Source organism: Streptomyces sp. NBC_00158 (assembly GCF_045160885.1).
Classification (GTDB): Bacteria; Actinomycetota; Actinomycetes; order Streptomycetales; family Streptomycetaceae; genus Streptomyces.
On sequence record NZ_CP108161.1, the window covers coordinates 5,113,207 to 5,130,083 of the forward strand.

Annotated in this window: 17 protein-coding genes; 7 read left to right on the forward strand and 10 right to left on the reverse strand. The window is 74.9% G+C overall.

Features of this window, described 5'->3' with window-relative positions:
• Positions 1 to 197 precede the first annotated feature (197 nt).
• Positions 198 to 770, forward strand: a complete 573-nt coding sequence (locus OG553_RS23545) for a hypothetical protein (protein ID WP_405983117.1) — start codon at positions 198 to 200, stop codon at positions 768 to 770.
• Positions 771 to 804: 34 nt separating this feature from the next.
• Entirely contained in the window at positions 805 to 1,221 is a 417-nt protein-coding gene (locus tag OG553_RS23550) for a hypothetical protein (RefSeq protein ID WP_405980876.1), read from the forward strand.
• On the opposite strand, the gene OG553_RS23555 is transcribed toward OG553_RS23550, so the two are convergent.
• The 7 genes from OG553_RS23555 to OG553_RS23585 form a co-directional block, all read right to left on the reverse strand.
• Entirely contained in the window at positions 1,218 to 1,679 is a 462-nt protein-coding gene (locus tag OG553_RS23555) for a hypothetical protein (protein ID WP_405980877.1), read from the reverse strand. The two genes, OG553_RS23550 and OG553_RS23555, sit on opposite strands and share 4 nt — an antisense overlap.
• A gap of 40 nt (positions 1,680 to 1,719) precedes the next feature.
• Positions 1,720 to 2,730, reverse strand: a complete 1,011-nt coding sequence (locus OG553_RS23560) for an LLM class F420-dependent oxidoreductase (protein ID WP_405980878.1) — start codon at positions 2,728 to 2,730, stop codon at positions 1,720 to 1,722.
• A 169-nt stretch (positions 2,731 to 2,899) separates the two neighbouring features.
• Entirely contained in the window at positions 2,900 to 3,691 is a 792-nt protein-coding gene (locus OG553_RS23565) for a hypothetical protein (RefSeq protein WP_405980879.1), read from the reverse strand.
• 118 nt (positions 3,692 to 3,809) lie between these two features.
• Positions 3,810 to 4,814: an N-acetylmuramoyl-L-alanine amidase gene (locus tag OG553_RS23570; RefSeq protein WP_405980880.1), complete on the reverse strand. Its 1,005-nt coding sequence runs from the start codon at positions 4,812 to 4,814 to the stop codon at positions 3,810 to 3,812.
• A gap of 113 nt (positions 4,815 to 4,927) precedes the next feature.
• Positions 4,928 to 5,575, reverse strand: coding sequence for a class I SAM-dependent methyltransferase (locus OG553_RS23575; RefSeq protein WP_405980881.1), 648 nt, complete (start codon positions 5,573 to 5,575; stop codon positions 4,928 to 4,930).
• A gap of 84 nt (positions 5,576 to 5,659) precedes the next feature.
• Entirely contained in the window at positions 5,660 to 5,932 is a 273-nt protein-coding gene (locus OG553_RS23580; protein WP_405980882.1) for a hypothetical protein, read from the reverse strand.
• Between the two features lie 101 nt (positions 5,933 to 6,033).
• Positions 6,034 to 6,444 carry a DUF3224 domain-containing protein gene (locus tag OG553_RS23585; RefSeq protein WP_405980883.1) on the reverse strand — a complete coding sequence of 137 codons (411 nt, stop codon included), beginning with the start codon at positions 6,442 to 6,444 and terminating at the stop codon, positions 6,034 to 6,036.
• Between the two features lie 102 nt (positions 6,445 to 6,546).
• Between OG553_RS23585 and OG553_RS23590 the strand changes: the two genes are divergently transcribed.
• Both OG553_RS23590 and OG553_RS23595 read left to right on the forward strand, forming a co-directional pair.
• Positions 6,547 to 7,551: a helix-turn-helix transcriptional regulator gene (locus tag OG553_RS23590; protein ID WP_405980884.1), complete on the forward strand. Its 1,005-nt coding sequence runs from the start codon at positions 6,547 to 6,549 to the stop codon at positions 7,549 to 7,551.
• Between the two features lie 66 nt (positions 7,552 to 7,617).
• Entirely contained in the window at positions 7,618 to 9,387 is a 1,770-nt protein-coding gene (locus OG553_RS23595; protein ID WP_405980885.1) for a serine/threonine-protein kinase, read from the forward strand.
• A gap of 144 nt (positions 9,388 to 9,531) precedes the next feature.
• Here OG553_RS23595 and OG553_RS23600 read toward each other — a convergent pair whose 3' ends face one another.
• The gene (locus tag OG553_RS23600; protein WP_405980886.1) at positions 9,532 to 9,882 is read right to left on the reverse strand and encodes a hypothetical protein; all 351 of its coding nucleotides are present in this window, start codon (positions 9,880 to 9,882) and stop codon (positions 9,532 to 9,534) included.
• Between the two features lie 103 nt (positions 9,883 to 9,985).
• On the opposite strand from OG553_RS23600, the gene OG553_RS23605 reads away from it, so the two are divergent.
• Together OG553_RS23605 and OG553_RS23610 are read left to right on the forward strand one after the other, a co-directional pair.
• Complete coding sequence (locus OG553_RS23605) at positions 9,986 to 12,118, forward strand: acyl-CoA dehydrogenase (RefSeq protein WP_405980887.1); 2,133 nt, start codon at positions 9,986 to 9,988, stop codon at positions 12,116 to 12,118.
• A gap of 12 nt (positions 12,119 to 12,130) precedes the next feature.
• The gene (locus OG553_RS23610) at positions 12,131 to 13,315 is read left to right on the forward strand and encodes a lipid-transfer protein (RefSeq protein WP_405980888.1); all 1,185 of its coding nucleotides are present in this window, start codon (positions 12,131 to 12,133) and stop codon (positions 13,313 to 13,315) included.
• Positions 13,316 to 13,371: 56 nt separating this feature from the next.
• Here the strand turns inward: OG553_RS23610 and OG553_RS23615 are convergent, their stop codons facing one another.
• Positions 13,372 to 14,709, reverse strand: a complete 1,338-nt coding sequence (locus OG553_RS23615; RefSeq protein WP_405980889.1) for an amidohydrolase family protein — start codon at positions 14,707 to 14,709, stop codon at positions 13,372 to 13,374.
• A 198-nt stretch (positions 14,710 to 14,907) separates the two neighbouring features.
• On the opposite strand from OG553_RS23615, the gene OG553_RS23620 reads away from it, so the two are divergent.
• Positions 14,908 to 16,212, forward strand: coding sequence for a cytochrome P450 (locus OG553_RS23620; RefSeq protein WP_405980890.1), 1,305 nt, complete (start codon positions 14,908 to 14,910; stop codon positions 16,210 to 16,212).
• Positions 16,213 to 16,278: 66 nt separating this feature from the next.
• Here OG553_RS23620 and OG553_RS23625 read toward each other — a convergent pair whose 3' ends face one another.
• Positions 16,279 to 16,638 carry a DNA-binding response regulator gene (locus tag OG553_RS23625; protein ID WP_405983118.1) on the reverse strand — a complete coding sequence of 120 codons (360 nt, stop codon included), beginning with the start codon at positions 16,636 to 16,638 and terminating at the stop codon, positions 16,279 to 16,281.
• Positions 16,639 to 16,877 lie beyond the last annotated feature (239 nt).

The window sequence follows — 16,877 nt, forward strand, 5'->3', positions numbered from 1 at the left end:
CGCGCCGACCGGCCGTACGCGCGCCCCGACCGGCCCCGTGCGCCGGGGGACCCCCGAACGGGTCCCCCGGGTGGTGGTGGCCGGTGCCCGGGGTGAGGCTGCGGGGGACACCTCAGTCCCCGGAGGCAATCGTGGCCGTACCCGCAACCGTCCGTATCCGTAGAGCCCTCACGGCGGTGGTGCTGTCCACCGCGCTGCTGGCCGGTGCCACCGCGTGCGGCAGCGGCGGCGACCGCGGGCAGCGCGAGGAGGTCTCCTCGGCCTCCGCCGCCGAGCTGGCGGTCCTGGCCGTGGCGGAGCCGGACGCGGCCGCGGCCGACGAGCTGGCCGCCGCGACGCCCTCGCCGACGACCCCGGCCGAGAAGCAGAAGTTCGCCAAGACGCGGTTCGTCGCCAACGCCGGGCTCGCGGCCGGGGCGACGTACCAGTGGATCGTGAAGCCGTACCGCGAGGGCAAGTTCAAGAAGGGCGCGAAGGGGCGTACGTTCGCGCTGATCAAGGCGGGTCTGGCGGGTGCCTTCGCGTACAACCGGCTGAAGGCGGCCGCGGAGAACGCCAAGGGCGACCCGCTGCTGTCGAAGGCGATGGGTCCGCTGACGGCGGGCATCGAGTCCCTCAAGGGGCTGGGCGCCAAGCTCCGCAAGGGCGAGGCGGGCGACGCCGACATCGACGCCTTCAACAACGTCATCAACGGCGTCAAGGAAGCCGGCAAGAACGCGGGCGCCGTGGTCACCGACAAGGTGCCGAGCGCCTCGCAGCTGACCGGCTGAGGGCCCGGACGGGCTGCCTGTTTGAATGGCCGGCGTGATCGAGTTCCTGTTCCTCGCCCTCGCGGCCGCCGGCCTGGGCTGGCTGCTGCGCCGCAAGCAGCGTCAGCGGGCCGAGGCCGGCAGCCCCGCCGGGATCCCGGGCATGGCCCGGAACCCGGCGGGCGCCGGCCGTTGGCGTTCCGGCCGGCTCTACGGGGACCGGGGCGCCCCCCGCTGGCAGCCCGGCCGGGGTCCGGCCGTGCCCCTGGCGGGCGCCCGGGCCACCGGCGTACGGGTGCCCTCCGTACGGGAGGGCATCTCCATCAACCCGGGCTCGCGGATCGTGACCTGCGCCCTGGAGGGCGGGGGGACGATGGAGATCGCGGTGATGCCGCTGGACCTGCGCGGGCTGCTCGAAGCCGTACCCGGGGCGACGGAGCGGCCGGAGCAGCCCGACCGGCCCGGGGACTAGACCGGGTCGGGCATCGGGTACCAGTCGGTCCAGCTGCCGTCGTGGTGGCGGGTCTTCACGAAGCGCCAGCCGTCGTTGCCCTCGACGGAGAGGCTGAACTGCCAGGGGTCGCCGCCGCTGAAGCGGTCGATGACGGCGATGGCGCTCCGGGCGGTGCCGCCCATGGACGACCAGTGGGTCCAGTCGCCGTCGGAGTCGGTCCAGCGGGTCCACACGGCGTTGTCCGTGCCGACGAGGAACTGCTGCTTGCCGCCGTCGGGGAGCTTGTACTTGGTCACCCCGTACTGGCAGATGTAGATGCCGCCGCCGCCGGCGTTGCAGTGGTCGGCGGCCTCGGCCGGTGCGGCGGCCAGGGCCAGGCCCGCGACGGTGGCGGCCGCGAGGATGCCCGCCTTGATCCGGTTGGTGCTGATGACTGTTCCCCTTTGTGGAGCTGTGCTTGGGTGGTCTTCCACCATGCTCCGGCCCGGCGCAAACGGTTTGCTAACGTCCGGTTGTTCAGCCGTTGAGTTCCGCCAGCACCCGCAGGGTGTTCGGGTCCGGGGCCGTGACCAGCAGGTCCGTGACCGGGCCCTTGCGCCACAGCTCCAGCCGTTCCGCGATCCGCTCGCGCGGGCCGACCAGGGAGATCTCGTCCGCGAACGCGTCCGGGACGGCGAGCACCGCCTCCTCCCTGCGCCCGGCCAGGAACAGTTCCTGGACGCGCCGGGCCTCGGCCTCGTAGCCCATGCGGGCCATCAGGTCGGCGTGGAAGTTGCGGGCCGCGTGGCCCATGCCGCCGATGTAGAAGCCGAGCATGGCCTTGACCGGGAGCAGCCCCTCGGCGACGTCGTCGCAGACCTTGGCGCGGGCCATCGGGGCGATCATGAACCCGTCGGGGAGGTCCGTCAGGGAGGCCTGGTAGACGTCGGTGCGGGTGGGCGACCAGTAGAGGGGCAGCCAGCCGTCCGCGATGCGGGTGGTCTGGGCGATGTTCTTCGGGCCCTCCGCGCCGAGCAGCAGCGGGAGGTCCGCCCGCAGCGGGTGGGTGATGGGCTTGAGGGGTTTGCCGATGCCGGTGCCGTCCGCGCCGCGGTAGGGGTGGCTGTGGAAGCGGCCGTCCAGGGTGACGGGGGCCTCGCGGCGCAGCACCTGGCGTACGACGTCCACGTATTCCCGGGTCGCGGTGAGCGGGCTCGCGGGGAAGGGGCGCCCGTACCAGCCCTCCACCACCTGGGGTCCGGACAGGCCGAGGCCGAGCATCATCCGGCCGCCGGAGAGGTGGTCGAGGGTGAGGGCGTGCATGGCGGTGGCGGTGGGGGTGCGGGCGGCCATCTGGGCGATGGCGGTGCCGAGCCGGATGCGGGAGGTGTGCGCGGCGATCCAGGTGAGCGCGGTGAAGGCGTCGGAGCCCCAGGCCTCGGCGGTCCACACCGAGTCGTAGCCGAGGCGTTCGGCCTCGGTGGCGAGGTCGAGGTGGGCGGGGCTGGGCCCGCGGCCCCAGTAGCCGAGTGCGAGTCCGAGGCGCATGTGGGGTCCCCTCCGCAGGCCTTATCTGACGGTGCGTCAGTTGACGTCAGGCGACTGTAGGGCACGCGCGCCCCGCCGGGAAGTGCGCCGGAGGCACGGCGGAGAGCACGGCGGCCCCCCGCCCGTGCGGGGGCGGGGGGCCGTGAGCCGTGGTGCGGGGCGGGGCCGGTCAGCCGCGCTGGATGCCGGAGGTGTCGTTCAGGACGCCGCGGCGGCCGTCCTGGGTCTGCGCGATCAGCGCCGACGGGCCGCGCTGGTCGACGGCCAGGTACCAGGTGCCCGGGGCCAGCTCCGCGACCGGGACGGGTGAGCCGTCCTCGCCGTAGAGGGGCCGGGCCACCGGTACGGCGAACCAGAACGGCGTGAAGTCCGCCGCCGGGGCCGGTGCCGGGTTCTGCGGGCCGGGCGCCGGGGTGCCCCCGTACGGCGGGACCGGCTGCGGCGTGGTGCCGTAGCCCTGCGGCTGCTGCTGACCGGGGTAGCCGTAACCGGTGCCGGGCTGGCCGCCGTACGGCTGCGGGGTGACGGGCCGCGGCTCGGGCACCAGCTGACCGGCCAGCGCCGGGATCTTCGTACCGGCCACGGCCACGCCGGCCAGGGCCAGGTTGGCGAGGAAGGCGATGATGCTGCCCGCGCCCAGGTCGGTCTTGGACGGGCAGGTGATCAGGGCCCACAGCGAGGCCCAGGCCGCCGCCACGGCAAGTACGGTGCCCCACGCCGTCAGGGTCAGGCTCCCGAGCTTGCGGCCCTCGGGCTGGAAGCGGGCCGCGACCAGCAGGCCGACGGCGATGAAGCCGGTCAGGAAGACGGTCGGCAGCACCAGCCCGTAGAAGTCGGTGTCCCACGCACTCGGGAGGTCGAGTCCGGTGGCGGAGTAGAAATCGAGGAACGAGGCGATGAACAGCAGTACCGCTGCTCCGATCACCACGCCGTCACCTCGTGTGAGGGAGCGGATGTTCACGTCTGGGAGTGTCCTTCTCGGTCTTGGCTGGGGCGGAGCGGGCGCCCCCATGGTACGGAGCTCCGCGCGGCCGAGAGGACCGGGGCGGCGAGCCGCCCCGGGACGCCTGAAGGTTGAACTACCCGCCCAGGAAGCCGGTGATGCCGTCCGCGATGCCCTGCGCCGCCTTCTGCCGCCACTGCGGACTCATCAGCTGCGCCGCGTCCTTGTCGTCACGCATGTTGCCGCATTCGAGGAACACCTTGGGCCGGGTGGAGAGGTTGAGGCCGCCCAGGTCGTCGCGGACCACGAGTCCGGTGCCGCTGCCGAGGTAGTTGGCGGGGGAGGAGCCGGTGGTCCGGCCGAAGTTGCTCGCGATGCGTTCGCCGAGGTCGCGGGAGGGGCCGACGATCTTCGAGGTGTCCGCGGCGCCGCCCTTGACCCGGGCCGGGAGGATGACGTGGAAGCCCCGGTTGCCGGCGGAGGCGCCGTCGGCGTGCACGGAGACGACGGCGTCGGCCGCCGCCTCGTTCCCGATCCGGGCGCGCTCGTTGATGCAGGGCCCCCACGGGCGGTCGGCCTCGTGGGTGAAGACCACCTTGGCGCCCTTGGCCTCCAGCAGGGTCCGCGCCCGGCGGGAGACGTCGAGGGAGAACTCCGCCTCCATGTAACCGGAGTTGGTGGTGGTGCCGGTGGTGTCGCACTCCTTGCGGTTGGTGCCGATGTCCACCTGCTTGTTGATCTCGGCGGAGTGCTGGAAGTTGCCCGTGTTGTGGCCGGGGTCGATGACCACGGTCCGGCCCGTGAGGGGGCCCTTCGCGGGGGCGGGGGCGGGGGCGGGGGCCGCGGGCTGGGCGGCGGGGGCGCCGGGGCTCGCGGCGGTGCCTTGGGCGGGGCTCGGGGAGGCGCTGGACTTGGCGTCCGACCCCGCCGTCGTGTGCGAGGCGGTGAGCGGCATGCCCTCGGGCTGCCGCTCGCCGGGCTCGGAGCCGGTCAGGACCTGGGTCAGCACCCAGCCGGCCAGGCAGGTCGGGGCGAGCGCCGCCAGCGCCACCGTGAGGGCGGGCCGGCGCGCGAACCAGGGCCGGTCCGGGCTGATCGAGGACCGGGACTCGGGAAGCGGGGGGCTGTCGTCGTAGCGCACGTCGCGATGCTAGAACGCCCGCCCGGGCCCCGTACGGACCATGGGCCATCCGGGGGCGTGGTGTGATTGTCGTCTTATGGCCCGCCGGGTGGGTCCGGTACGCCCGGACCGCCCTAGATGCCCTCGCCGGTGCGCCGGAGCACGCGCAGGGAGTCCGTCACCGAGACCTCCTCGAAGGCGCCGGAGGCCAGCGCGCGCAGGTAGATCCGGTACGGGGCCTGTCCGCCGTCGGTCGGGTCCGGGAACACGTCGTGGATCACGAGCGTGCCGCCCGTCGCGACGTGCGGGGCCCAGCCCTCGTAGTCGCCGGTGGCGTGCTCGTCGGTGTGGCCGCCGTCGATGAAGACGAAGCCGAGCTTGCCGCCCCAGGCCGCGGCGACCTGCGGGGACCGGCCGACGGCCGCGATGACGTGCTCCTCCAGACCGGCCCGGTGCAGGGTGCGGCGGAAGGTCGGAAGGGTGTCCATCAGCCCGACCTCCGGGTCCACGACGCTCGGGTCGTGGTACTCCCACCCGGGCTGCTGCTCCTCGCTGCCGCGGTGGTGGTCGACCGTGATCGCGGCGACGCCCGCCTCGCGGGCCGCGTCGGCCAGCAGGATCGTGGAACGCCCGCAGTACGTGCCGACCTCCAGCAGCGGCAGCCCGAGGGCGGCGGCCTCGGCGGCAGCCTCGTACAGGGCGAGGCCCTCGCGTACGGGCATGAACCCCTTGGCCGCCTCGAAGGCGGCGAGGGTCTCCGGCTTGGGGGCGGCGGCTGCCATGGGTGTTCCTCCGGCGGTGAGCGGGTGTGGCGGCCCATGGTGCCCTACCGCCCGGTAGGGCACCATGCCGGGGCCCCTTCCCGGCTACTTGAGGAGGCCGCCGAGGGCGGTGGAGCTCGCCGGGGCCGGTGAGAGGCCGGTGAGGAGGCCGGAGGCCTGGCGCTTCGCGTCCTGGACGGTGGGCGTGAGGAAGCGCAGGGAGAGCAGGTTGTCCAGGCCGAGCGGGCCCGCCTGGGTGCCGGGGGCCGGGCGGGCGGTGGCGGCGGGGGCGGCCTGGGCGACGGGGGCGGCGGCGAGGCCGATGGCGAGGGCCAGGGCGGCGCCGGACAGGGCGCGGGCGAGGTTGAGGTGAGCCATGACCGGCCCAACGGCCGTCGGCCCGCCCGGTTGTGGGGCGCGGGCCGGGCGGGGGGCGGCGTTCGCCCGACCGGCTTCGTCCGCTGGGCCGTTCGGGGCGCTCAGCCCAGGTCGTACTCGAAGGTGTAGGCGACGGACGGCTCGCCGTGCCGGGCGAGGAAGGTGCCGGCGCCGCGCAGGCCGGTCAGCTCGCCCGTGCCGGAGCCGGGGACCACCTCGAAGGAGCAGTGGGTGGTGCCGTCCTCGCGGAAGGTGCCGCGCTCCGCCAGCGCGAAGCCGCCCTCGACGCCGTCGAGGCTGCCGGTGAGCAGCTCCGTGCCGGAGTAGGAGCCGGTCGTCGCCGTCAGGTACGCGATCGTGTAGGCGCAGAGGGTGCCCGCGGCCTCGATGCCGCCGGAGAAGGTGTTGGTGACCGTGGCCTGCGCCAGCCGGGGCAGCGCGTCGGCCGGCCCGGCGGGACGCTCCTCCCAGTCGGCGAAGGTGAAGTGGCCGGTGGCGGTGCGGGTGGGCATGGGGGTCCTCTCGACGGGTCGCGCGGGGCTTTCCCCGTGCTGTGACCAGCCTGGACGCGGTACCTGACACCTCTTGTCAGGTACCGCGGCCACAATGGGCCCATGCGTGCCGACCGGCTTCTCTCCCTGCTCCTGCTGCTCCAGAACCGCGGCCGGATGACGGCTCCGGAGCTGGCGGCGGAGCTGGAGGTGTCCGTCCGTACGGTGTACCGGGACGTCGAGGCGCTCGGCGCGTCCGGCGTCCCCGTCCGCGCCGACCGGGGGCCCGCGGGCGGGTACCGGCTGATGGACGGCTACCGCACGCGGCTGACCGGGCTCACCGACGCGGAGGCGGCCTCGCTGTTCCTGGCCGGGGCGCCGGGGCCGGCACGGGAGCTGGGGCTGGGCTCGGTGCTGGCCACCGCGCAGCTGAAGCTCCAGGCGGCGCTGCCGGCCGGACCGGCGGACCGGGCGCGGCTCGTGCGGGACCGGTTCCACCTGGACGCGCCCGCCTGGTTCCGGGACGCCGATCCGGTGCCGCACCTGGCCGCGGTGGCGGCGGCGGTGTGGGAGCAGCGGGCGGTGCGGGCGGAGTACCGGCGCTGGTCGGGCGAGCTCCGGCAGCGGGAGCTGCACCCGCTGGGCGTCGTCCTCAAGGGCGGCATCTGGTACCTGGTGGCGGCGCCGGCGGGTGAGGGCGTACGCACCTACCGGGTGTCGCGGTTGCTGTCGCTGCGGGAGACGGGGGAGGGCTTCGAGCGGCCGGCCGGCTTCGAACTGGCGGCGTACTGGGCGGAGTCCTCCCGCCGGCTGGAGGCGGCCCTCCTTCAGGGCGTGGCCCGGCTGCGGGTCTCGCCGCGCGGGCGGAGGCTGCTGCCGATGCAGTTCGGGGCGCCGGGCGTGCGGGCGCTGGAGGGGGCCGGGCCGCCGGACGGGGACGGCTGGACGGAGGTGGAGCTGCCGGTGGAGTCGCAGGCCGTCGCGGTGGGGGACCTGCTGCGACTGGGCGCGGAGGCGGAGGTCCTGGGCCCGCCGGAGCTGCGGGCGGCGGTGGCCGGGGCGGTAGCCGCACTGGCGGTCCGGTACGCGCTCCCCGTACCGGCGGCGGGAGTTGGGGGCTCTGTATGATCCCCTCCCGTGTCCGGAGAGGGCGGGGGAGGCATGGAGCCGTTAGGGCCGTCGGGGCCGTCTTACGTGGGGCCGTTCCGGGTGCTGGGGGTGCTCGGCGAGGGCGGGATGGGCCGGGTGCTGCTCGGTGCCGGGCCGGACGGGCGGCTGGTCGCCGTCAAACAGGTCCTCGCCCGGTTCGCCGACGACGAGGGCTTCCGGGCCCGGTTCCGGCGGGAGGTCGCCGCGTCCCGGAGGGTGTCCGGGGCCTATACGGCGGCCGTGATGGAGGCCGACGCCGACGCGCGGACCCCCTGGCTGGCCTCGGTGTTCGTCTCGGGCCCCTCGCTGGGGGCGGCCGTCGCGGAGGCCGGGGCGCTACCCGAGGAGACCGTACGCCGCCTCGCGGCCGGGCTGGCGTCGGCCCTCGCGGAGATCCACCGGGCGGGCCTGGTCCACCGGGACCTGAAGCCCGAGAACGTCCTGCTCGCCGAGGACGGGGTCCGGGTCATCGACCTGGGCATCGCGCGGGCCGCCGACAGCGGGGCCGACACCCGGCTGACGCACACGGGCCTGGTGATCGGCTCGCCGCCGTTCATGTCGCCGGAGCAGGCGGAGGGCCGGGAACTGACCCCGGCGAGCGACGTGTTCTCGCTGGGTTCGGTGCTGTTCCTGGCCGTCACGGGGCGCAACCCGTTCGCGGGGTCGTCGACGCTCATGACCCTGTACGACGTGGTCCACGCGGAGCCGGACCTGGGCGCGGTCCCGGTGGGGCTGCGGGTGGCCGTGGAGCGCTGCCTGGCCAAGGACCCGGCCGCCCGGCCGACCCCGGCGGAGCTGCTGGGCCTCCTCGGGCCGGTGGCCCCGGCGGGGCGCCTGCCGTGGCCTCCGGCGGTGCACCGGATGATCGCCGAGCAGGCCGTGGCCATCGACGGGTTGCTGGGCGCCGCCGCCGGGGCCACGTCCGGGGCGGCGGTCCGGCCGGCCGAGCCGGAGGCGCCGGCGCCCGCCGCGCCCCGGCCCGCCGTGCCGGCCGCGGCTCCGGTCCCGCCGCGGGACGCGGACCCGGTGACGCTCGTGGCCGAGCCGGAGCCGGAGCCGGAGCCGGAGCCGGTGCGGGCGCGGGCTTCGGCTCCGCGGGGTGCCGCCGGGCCCGCCCTCGTGACGCTGCCGGAGGAGGCGCCCGTCACCGTCGGCGCCCCGGCTCCCGGGGCGCGCGGGCGGTCCCCGGGCCGGAGCGCGCTGCGCGTGGCCGTGCCGCTGGTGGCGGCCCTCGCGCTGGTGGCGGCCGGTGCCGGCGTGTGGGCGTACGGGAAGCAGCCCGGCGGGTGGTGGGGCGAGGCGGTGCACACGAAGCTGAGCCGCTGCGACGACGCGGGCGCCAAGCTGCCGCTGCCGGCCGGGGTGGACCGGGCGCCGACGCTGGACACCGTCCTGCCGGCGCGCGGGGCAGGCCCCACCACCTCGGTGCGCTGCTACTGGTTCGGCGCGGGGAAGCCCCGCGTGATCGCGGAATGGTCCCTGAAGCTCGACGGCGAGGGCGGCCGGGACGGGTCGGAGGAGCAGCGGAAGCGGCTCGCCTCGGACCGGCGGACGGTGGCGGCGGCCGTGCGGTCGGTGGCGCAGACGGAGGTGGGGCTCGGCGACGAGACGCTGTGGAAGGACAGCTGCGAACTCGTGGTCCGTGACGGGAACCTCAGGCTCTCCGTGTGGAGCGGCGGCGATCCGGGTGAGAGCGGGCAGGCCGGGAGCGGGTCGAGCGGGAGCGGGACCGAGTCGCCCGCCGGGCCGCCCGAGTGCCGGTCCGAGGCCGAGGCGATCGCCCGCGCCGCACTCGCGGCCGTGCCGGCCGGCTGACGGGCCGGGCCGGCGTCGGCGCCGGCGTTCGCGGACGCCCGCCGGGCGGGGCCGGGTCCGTCGGGACGCGGGCCGGAGCGGTCGCCCGCTCCGCCCGCGTGCCCGGGGCAGTCGCACGCCCGACCCCTTCGGCCGGGGGCGGGTTCAGCTCCCGTCGGGAGGCCCGAGGCGGCGCGGGTTGCTCGTGCCGCAGGTCAGGCAGACCAGCCAGTCGCGGAGTTCGCCGGCTTCGGTCCGCCAGGTCTCGCCGGCCGCGTTGGAGTCCTCCTCGCCGCAGAAGACGCAGGTCCCCTCGTCCCCCTCCAGGCGCCGCATCGGGCGCAGCGGCAGGTCCGGTCCGCGGCGGAAGCCCAGCCAGTCGCAGCCGGTGCAGCTCCACCACTGTTCGGGCCTCGGCGACGGCGGCGCCCCGCCCCAGCGGTTGCGGCGGTGCGTGACGCCCAGCGGCGTCAGCGTTCTTCCGCAGCGCGGGCAGTCGGGGCGGTCCGGGCTCATGGAGACAGCCCACCGCACCCCCGGCCCGCGCCGCAAGGGGCGTACGGAGAAGAGACCGTTTCTGACCTTCCGTCAGATTGAAACGTGTTCTAGTCTGCCGCGCATGGGCATCGGAATCACGCAAGAGCAGCGGGAGTTGGCCGACGCCGTGCGCGGCTGGGTGGCGCGGGCCGTACCGCCCGAGGAGGTGCGCAAGCTGCTCGACGCCCCGCCGCAGGCGGGTACGAGGCCCGGCTACTGGGACGGCCTGGCCGCGTCCGGGCTGCTCGCGCCGCACCTGGAGGGCGGGACCCTGCTGGACCTGGCCGTCGTCGTGGAGGAGGCCGCCCGGGCGGCGCTGCCCGGGCCCTTCCTGCCCAGCGCACTGGCCTCCGTACTCCTGGACCGGGCCGGGGCCGAACCCCTCGACGCGCGCGTCGGGGCCGTCGCCCTCGGGCCGGGCGGCGTCACCGCCGTCGCCGCCGAAGGGGGCGGATGGCGGCTGGACGGGCTCGCGCCGCCCGTACTCGGCGCCGCCGAGGCCGACCTCGTACTGCTCGCCGCCCGGGCGGACGACGGAACCCGCTGGTACGCCGTGGACGCCGCCGCGCTGGAGATCCGCGCCCACGAGAGCGCCGACCCCACCCGCCCCACCGCCGAGGTCCGCGCACGGGCCGTCACCGTCCCGCCCGGCCGGCTCCTGGAACTGGACCCCGCCCTCGTCGAGGACCTGGCCCGCACCCTGTTCGCCGCCGACGCCTGCGGCACCGCCGCCTGGGCGCTCCACACCGCCGCCGAGTACGCCAAGACCCGCGAGCAGTTCGGCAGCCCCATCGGCCGCTTCCAGGGCGTCAAACACCTCTGCGCCGACATGCTCGTCCGCCTCGAACAGGCTCGCGCCCTCGCCTGGGACGCCGCCAACAGCGCGGACGAGGAGCCCGCCGCCCGCTCGCTCGCCGCCGCCCTCGCCGCCGCGACCGCACTCGACGCCGCCTGGTCCTGCGCCAAGGACTGCATCCAGATCCTCGGCGGCATCGGCTTCACCTGGGAGCACGACGCCCACCTCTACCTGCGCCGCGCCCTCGTCGCCCGCCAGCTCCTCGGCCCCGGCGACACCCACCGCCTCCACGCCGTACGCCTCGCCGCGGCCGGAGCCCGGCGCGAGCTGCGCCTCGAACTCCCGCCGGAGGCCGAGGCCCACCGGGCGGCCGCCCGCACCGCCATCGCGGCGGCCCGCGGCCTCGACCCGGCCGCCGCCCGCCGCGCACTGGCCCCCACCGGGTACGCGGCCCCCTACCTCCCGCCGCCCTACGGAATCGGCGCCGGACCCGTCGAACAGCTCGTCGTCCAGCAGGAGCTGAAGGAGGCCGGGGTCAGGATCGCCGACCTCGGCATCGCCACCTGGGTCGTACCCTCGCTGCTCGCCTACGGCACCGACGAGCAGCGCGCCGCCCACGTACTGCCGACCCTGCGCGGGGACACCACCTGGTGCCAGCTCTTCTCCGAACCGGGCGCCGGCTCCGACCTCGCCTCCCTGCGGACCCGCGCCGAGCGCACCGCCGACGGCTCCTGGAAGGTCAACGGGCAGAAGGTGTGGACGAGTTCCGCGCACACCGCAGACTTCGGGATCCTGCTGGCCCGCACGGACCCGGCCGCGCCCAAGCACAAGGGACTCGGCTACTTCGTCGTCGACATGAAGAACACCCCGGGCATCGAGATCCGCCCGCTGAAGGAGATCACTGGCGAAGCCCTCTTCAACGAGGTGTGGTTCGAGGACGCCGTGCTCCCGGCCGACGCCCTGGTCGGGGCCGCCGACGGCGGGTGGAAGGTAGCCCGCAACACCCTCGGCAACGAACGCGTCCACATGGCCGACCAGATGACCTTCGACACCGGCCTGGAGGCGCTCATCGCCCGCTCCGCCGCACTCGACGACGCCTGCCGGGCCCGCATCGGCGCCCTCGCCGCCGAGGCGCACGCCCTCGCCTGCATCGGTCTGCGCACCACCCTCCAGCAGGTGTCCGGGCTGGAGCCGGGCGCGGGCGCGTCCGTACGCAAGCTGGTGCAGACCCCCCACCAGCAGCGGACCGCCGAACTGGCCCTCGAACTGCTCGGCCCGGCGGGCGCGGTGTGCGAGGGCGCGGGGGAGCGGGCGGTCCACGGGACGCTCATGTCCCGCTGCCTGACCATCGCCGGGGGCACCACGCAGGTCCAGCTCAACGTCGTCGCCGAGCGGATCCTCGGCCTCCCCAGGGACTAGGAGTCAACGGACATGAAGTCGTACATCGTGGGCGTCGGCATGACGAAGTTCGAGAAGCCGGAGTCCCGGGACTGGCAGTACTGGGACATGGTCAAGGAGGCCGGCGGCGCGGCGCTCGCCGACGCGGGCGTGGACTACGGGCTCGTCGAGCAGGTGCCCGTCGGCTACTGCTTCCAGCCCTCCACCGCCGGGCAGCGGGCGGCGTACGAACTGGGCCTGACCGGCGTGCCCGTCTACAACGTCAACAACAACTGCGCGACGGGCTCCACGGCCCTGATGATGGCGCGGCAGTTCGTCCAGGGCGGCCTGGCCGACTGCGTGCTCGCCGTCGGCTTCGAGAAGATGAAGCGCGGCGCGCTGGGCGGCGGGGCCGACGGGGGAGACTTCGCCACCTCCCCGGTGGCCCGGCACTACGGGATCATGGCGGCCGCGCACGGCTTCGAGACGTCCCCGCCCACCGCGCAGATCTTCGGCAACGCGGCCCGCGAGCACATGGAGCGGTACGGGACCACTCCCGCCCAGCTGGCGGCGGTCGGCGCCAAGAACCACCGGCACTCCGCGAACAACCCGAACGCGCAGTTCCAGGACGTGTACACGGTCGAGGAGGTCCTCGCGGCCAAGACCATCCACGACCCGCTGACCAAGCTCCAGTGCTCGCCCACCTCCGACGGGGCCGCGGCGGCCGTCGTCGTCTCCGAACGGTTCGTCGTGGCGCACGGGCTGCACGACAAGGCCGTCGAGATCGTCGCCCAGGCGATGACGACGGACACCGCCGAGAGCTTCGGCGGCTCCTGCATCGACGTCGTCGGCAAGCCGATGACGGCCGCGGCGGGCCGCAAGGCGTACGAGGACTCCGGGCTCGGCATCGAGGACGTCGACGTCGTCGAACTCCACGACTGCTTCTCCGTCAACGAACTGCTGACGTACGAGGCCCTCGGGATGTGCGCGGACGGGGCCTCCGGCAAGCTCGTGGAGAGCGGCGCGACCACGTACGGCGGGCGGTGGGTGGTCAACCCCTCGGGCGGCCTGATCTCCAAGGGCCACCCGCTCGGGGCGACGGGGCTCGCGCAGGCGGCGGAACTGGTGTGGCAGCTGCGCGGCGAGGCGGGCGCCCGCCAGGTCCCCGGCGCCCGCGTCGGCCTCGCGCACAACATCGGCCTGGGCGGCGCGGCGGTGGTGACCCTGCTGCGGAGGTAGCTCACGCGTGAGGGGGCTCCCCGGGCCGAGTACCGGCCCGGTCGGCGAGGCACCCCTTACGCGGGCACGAGCCGGGGCATCAGGCGCAGCGCGTTCTCCCGGTTGACGGCCCGGCGCAGGGCGGGCGTCAGGGCCGGGTCCGCGGCCAGCGCGGGGACGGCGACGTCCGCGACCATGTCGGCGGGGCAGGCGGGCCAGTCGCTGCCGAACAGGATCCGGGCGGGGTCCACGGTCGCCAGCAGGGTCCCGGCCGGGGACATGGGGCCGGCGGTGTCGTAGTAGAAGCGGTGCAGGTGGTCCCGGACCACCGCGGGCTCGACCGGGGGGTCGAAGGAGCCCGCGAAGGCCTCCAGCCGGGTCGCGATGTGCGGGAGGAACCCGCCGCCGTGGGGGAGGATCACCGACAGGTTCGGGAAGCGGTCCAGGGTCCGGTTGCGGATCATGTTGGCGGCGGCGCGGGTGGTGTCGAGGAGGAAGTCGCACAGGAAGTTCGGCAGCCCCGGCACGGTCACCCCGGGCGGCCCCCCCGCCCCCGGCCCGCCGGCCGCGGAGGCACGGGGCGCCCCCGCGGCCCCCGGCCCGTCGGCCGCAGGGTGCGGCCCTCCGGCGCCGGGTCCTCCGGCCGCGCCCTGCCTCCCGGCGTGCCCGGGCGCCTCGTGCCCCCGGGCCCCGGCGGTGCCGCCCGGCCCGCCGCCTTCGCCCGGGCGGCCCGCGCCCGGCATGCCGGCTGCCCCCGCGTCCGCGCCGACGCCCGGCGAGGACCCCGGCTCTCCGGCTCCGCCGGGACGGCCCCCGCCCGGCCCCCCGGCCCCAGCCGGCAGGGCCGGGAGGTTGTGGGGGTGGGTGTCGACCACCGCGGAGCGGTCGTCCAGTTCGGCGAAGATCCCGTCGTACGCGGGGTCCCCCAGGTACACCCCGCCGTAGTTGGCGGTGATGTTCACCCCGACCGCGCCCAGCTCGTCCAGCCCGTGCCGCAGCGCCCAGGAGGAGACCTCCAGGTCGTCCAGGAACAGCGGGACGTGGAAGAAGAACCGCCCCGGGTGGGCCTCGGCGGCCTCCACCGCCGCCCGCAGCGTCACCGTGATGGCCTCCCGCAGCTGCGCGGAGCTCTCGTACCGCGCGGGCAGCATCGGCTTGAGCACGGCCGTGGCGATCCCGGCCCGGTCCATCAGCGCGAGCGCGGACTCCGCGTCCCAGTGGGCCCACGGCGGCAGCGCCCGCGGGTTCACCAGCCCCTCCGCCTCACCCCACTCCCGCCACTGCGGGGCGCAGAAGTGGTGGTGGACGTCGATCACCGCCCGGCTGCCGTCGTCCTCGTCCTCCGGGGCCGGGGAACGGGAACCGGTCAGTGACGCACCACTGGCGGTGAAACCGCCGGCACCGTATTCCGGCATGCGCGCATTCCCTCTCTTCGGGCCGCGGAAGGGGATCAGCGGATCAGCGCACACCTTAGGGCGGGCCCGACCCGGCGGCGCCCGGACATTCCCGAGGGGGAGGATTCGGCTCCGAACGGGTCAACGCGGTTTTGCGTTCATTCGGCCCAGGGAAAGGAGCCGACTGTCAATTCCGGGTTACCCGAGAGGTATGGGCGCGTGACGACTGAACCGACGGTGGCAGTGGGGGACGGACCCGCGCTCGAAGACGCGGTGGCCGCGGTGACGAAGGGCACGCCGGAATACCGGCAGTGCCCCTATCCCGTCTACCGGTCGCTGCGCGAACAGGCCCCGATCGCCCGGCTGACCCCCGGCCACGGGGTCGACACCTACCTCGTCACCCGGTACGAGGACGCCCACGCCGTCCTCGCCGACCACCGCATCGGCAAGGACATGCACGAGGCCATCGACACCTACCACGCCCTCTTCGGGGACGCGTGCGAGGCGCTCGACGACAACCTCCTGTTCGCGGACCCGCCCCGGCACACCCGGCTGCGCCACATCGCCAAGACCGCCTTCACCCCGCGCCACGTCAAGGACCTGCGCCCGCACATCCAGGAGCTGGTGGACGGGCTGCTGGACCGGTGCCCGACGGACGAGCCCGTCGACCTGATGGCGGCCTTCGCCCTGCCGCTGCCCGTCATGGTCATCTGCGAGCTGCTCGGCATCGTCGGCGACGAGCGCGTCGAGGTGCTCAAGTGGTTCGCCCAGGTCACCCGCTCGCGGTTCAGCCGGGACCTCAAGCACGAGCTGGTCGAGGCCGAGCACTGGCTGCGCGACTACTTCACGGGCCTGATCCACCGCACCCGCGAGAACCCCACCGACGACTTCCTGAGCCTGCTGGCGGAGATCCCGCACGACGAGGAACCGCTGACGGACGACGAACTCGTCTCGATGATCTGGGTGCTGCTCTTCGCCGGGCACAAGACGACCACCCTCCAGATCGGCAATTGCGTGTACAGCCTGCTGACCAATCCGGAGCAGCTGAAGGCCGTCCAGGAGAACCGGGAACTCCTGCCGCAGGCGATCGAGGAAATGGTCCGTTTCGAGGGGTCGGTGGAAACCTCCACCTTCCGTTACGCGCTGGAGGACCTGGAAATCGGCGGGACTCCCATTCCGCGGGGCGCGGTCGTGCAGATCGCCCTCGCGTCCGCGAACCGCGACCCGGAGAAGTTCCCCGAGCCGGACAAGCTGGACGTCACCCGCGAGGGGCTCCAGGGCAACCACCTCGGCTTCGGCTACGGGGCGCACTACTGCCTGGGCGCGCCGCTGGCCCGGCTGGAGCTGGAGATCTGCCTGACGGCGCTGCTGGACCGCTTCCCGGACATGGTGCTGGCGATGCCGTCGGCGCACGGCGGCGACTGGCTGAAGGGTCCGTTCCCCGCCTTCCGGGGGCTGGAGCGGCTGCCGGTGGCGCTGGACCCGTCGCGGACCGTCGACGACTGGACGAAGCCCGCGGGCTGAGCCCCGCCGGGGCGTCCCGAGGCCCTCCGCCGACGCCGGCGGAGGGCCGTACGCGTGCCCGTGCGCCTACGGCCCCGCTAGCGCGGGGTCGATCACCGTCTCGCCCATGGAGGCCCGGCGCAGGCAGTCCGCGAGGTCGTCGACGGGGCCGTCCCGCAGGACCAGTCCCACCGCGCCCGCCGCCAGGGCCGCCTCCGGCAGGCCGGGGTGGGCGGAACGGGCGGTGACCAGGACCCGGCACTCGGGGTCCTCGGCGAGCAGGGCGGTCACCGCGGCGACCTCCTCCACCAGGGCCACCTCGGGCCGGGCCACGGGGGAGTCCACCACTTCGATGTCCGGCTGGAGGCCGAGCAGCAGCGCGAGGGCCGGGTCCGGCGGCTCCAGCAGGACACGCAGCGAGCGCGCGGGCCGGTGCGTCACGGGCATTTCGTCCACCGGCGAAGCGTAACCGCCGGGTTCCGCACCGGCGGGCAACACGCCTCGGCCAAAGGTGATCTGACGTGAAGTCAGGAGTCTTCCCAAGTGCTGGGGCGTGCGTTATACATGCCTTCAGCCGATGCTAGAACGCGTTCTAGAACGCGCCCGGCGTCCGGCTCCGCATACGACCTCGGTGCGGCCGACGGTGCGGACGGCCGTGCCGAGGTCTTCCAAGGAACCGAAGGAGC

What these genes read in the sequence shown, in the direction of transcription:
- OG553_RS23555 (WP_405980877.1), bottom strand. Translation starts at nt 1,679, where the DNA reads ATGGTGGAAGACCACCCAAGCACAGCTCCACAAAGGGGAACAGTCATC.
- OG553_RS23560 (WP_405980878.1), bottom strand. Translation starts at nt 2,730, where the DNA reads ATGCGCCTCGGACTCGCACTCGGCTACTGGGGCCGCGGGCCCAGCCCC.
- OG553_RS23575 (WP_405980881.1), bottom strand. Translation starts at nt 5,575, where the DNA reads ATGGCAGCCGCCGCCCCCAAGCCGGAGACCCTCGCCGCCTTCGAGGCG.
- OG553_RS23580 (WP_405980882.1), bottom strand. Translation starts at nt 5,932, where the DNA reads ATGGCTCACCTCAACCTCGCCCGCGCCCTGTCCGGCGCCGCCCTGGCC.
- OG553_RS23585 (WP_405980883.1), bottom strand. Translation starts at nt 6,444, where the DNA reads ATGCCCACCCGCACCGCCACCGGCCACTTCACCTTCGCCGACTGGGAG.
- OG553_RS23590 (WP_405980884.1), top strand. Translation starts at nt 6,547, where the DNA reads ATGCGTGCCGACCGGCTTCTCTCCCTGCTCCTGCTGCTCCAGAACCGC.
- OG553_RS23600 (WP_405980886.1), bottom strand. Translation starts at nt 9,882, where the DNA reads ATGAGCCCGGACCGCCCCGACTGCCCGCGCTGCGGAAGAACGCTGACG.
- OG553_RS23605 (WP_405980887.1), top strand. Translation starts at nt 9,986, where the DNA reads ATGGGCATCGGAATCACGCAAGAGCAGCGGGAGTTGGCCGACGCCGTG.
- OG553_RS23610 (WP_405980888.1), top strand. Translation starts at nt 12,131, where the DNA reads ATGAAGTCGTACATCGTGGGCGTCGGCATGACGAAGTTCGAGAAGCCG.
- OG553_RS23615 (WP_405980889.1), bottom strand. Translation starts at nt 14,709, where the DNA reads ATGCCGGAATACGGTGCCGGCGGTTTCACCGCCAGTGGTGCGTCACTG.
- OG553_RS23625 (WP_405983118.1), bottom strand. Translation starts at nt 16,638, where the DNA reads ATGCCCGTGACGCACCGGCCCGCGCGCTCGCTGCGTGTCCTGCTGGAG.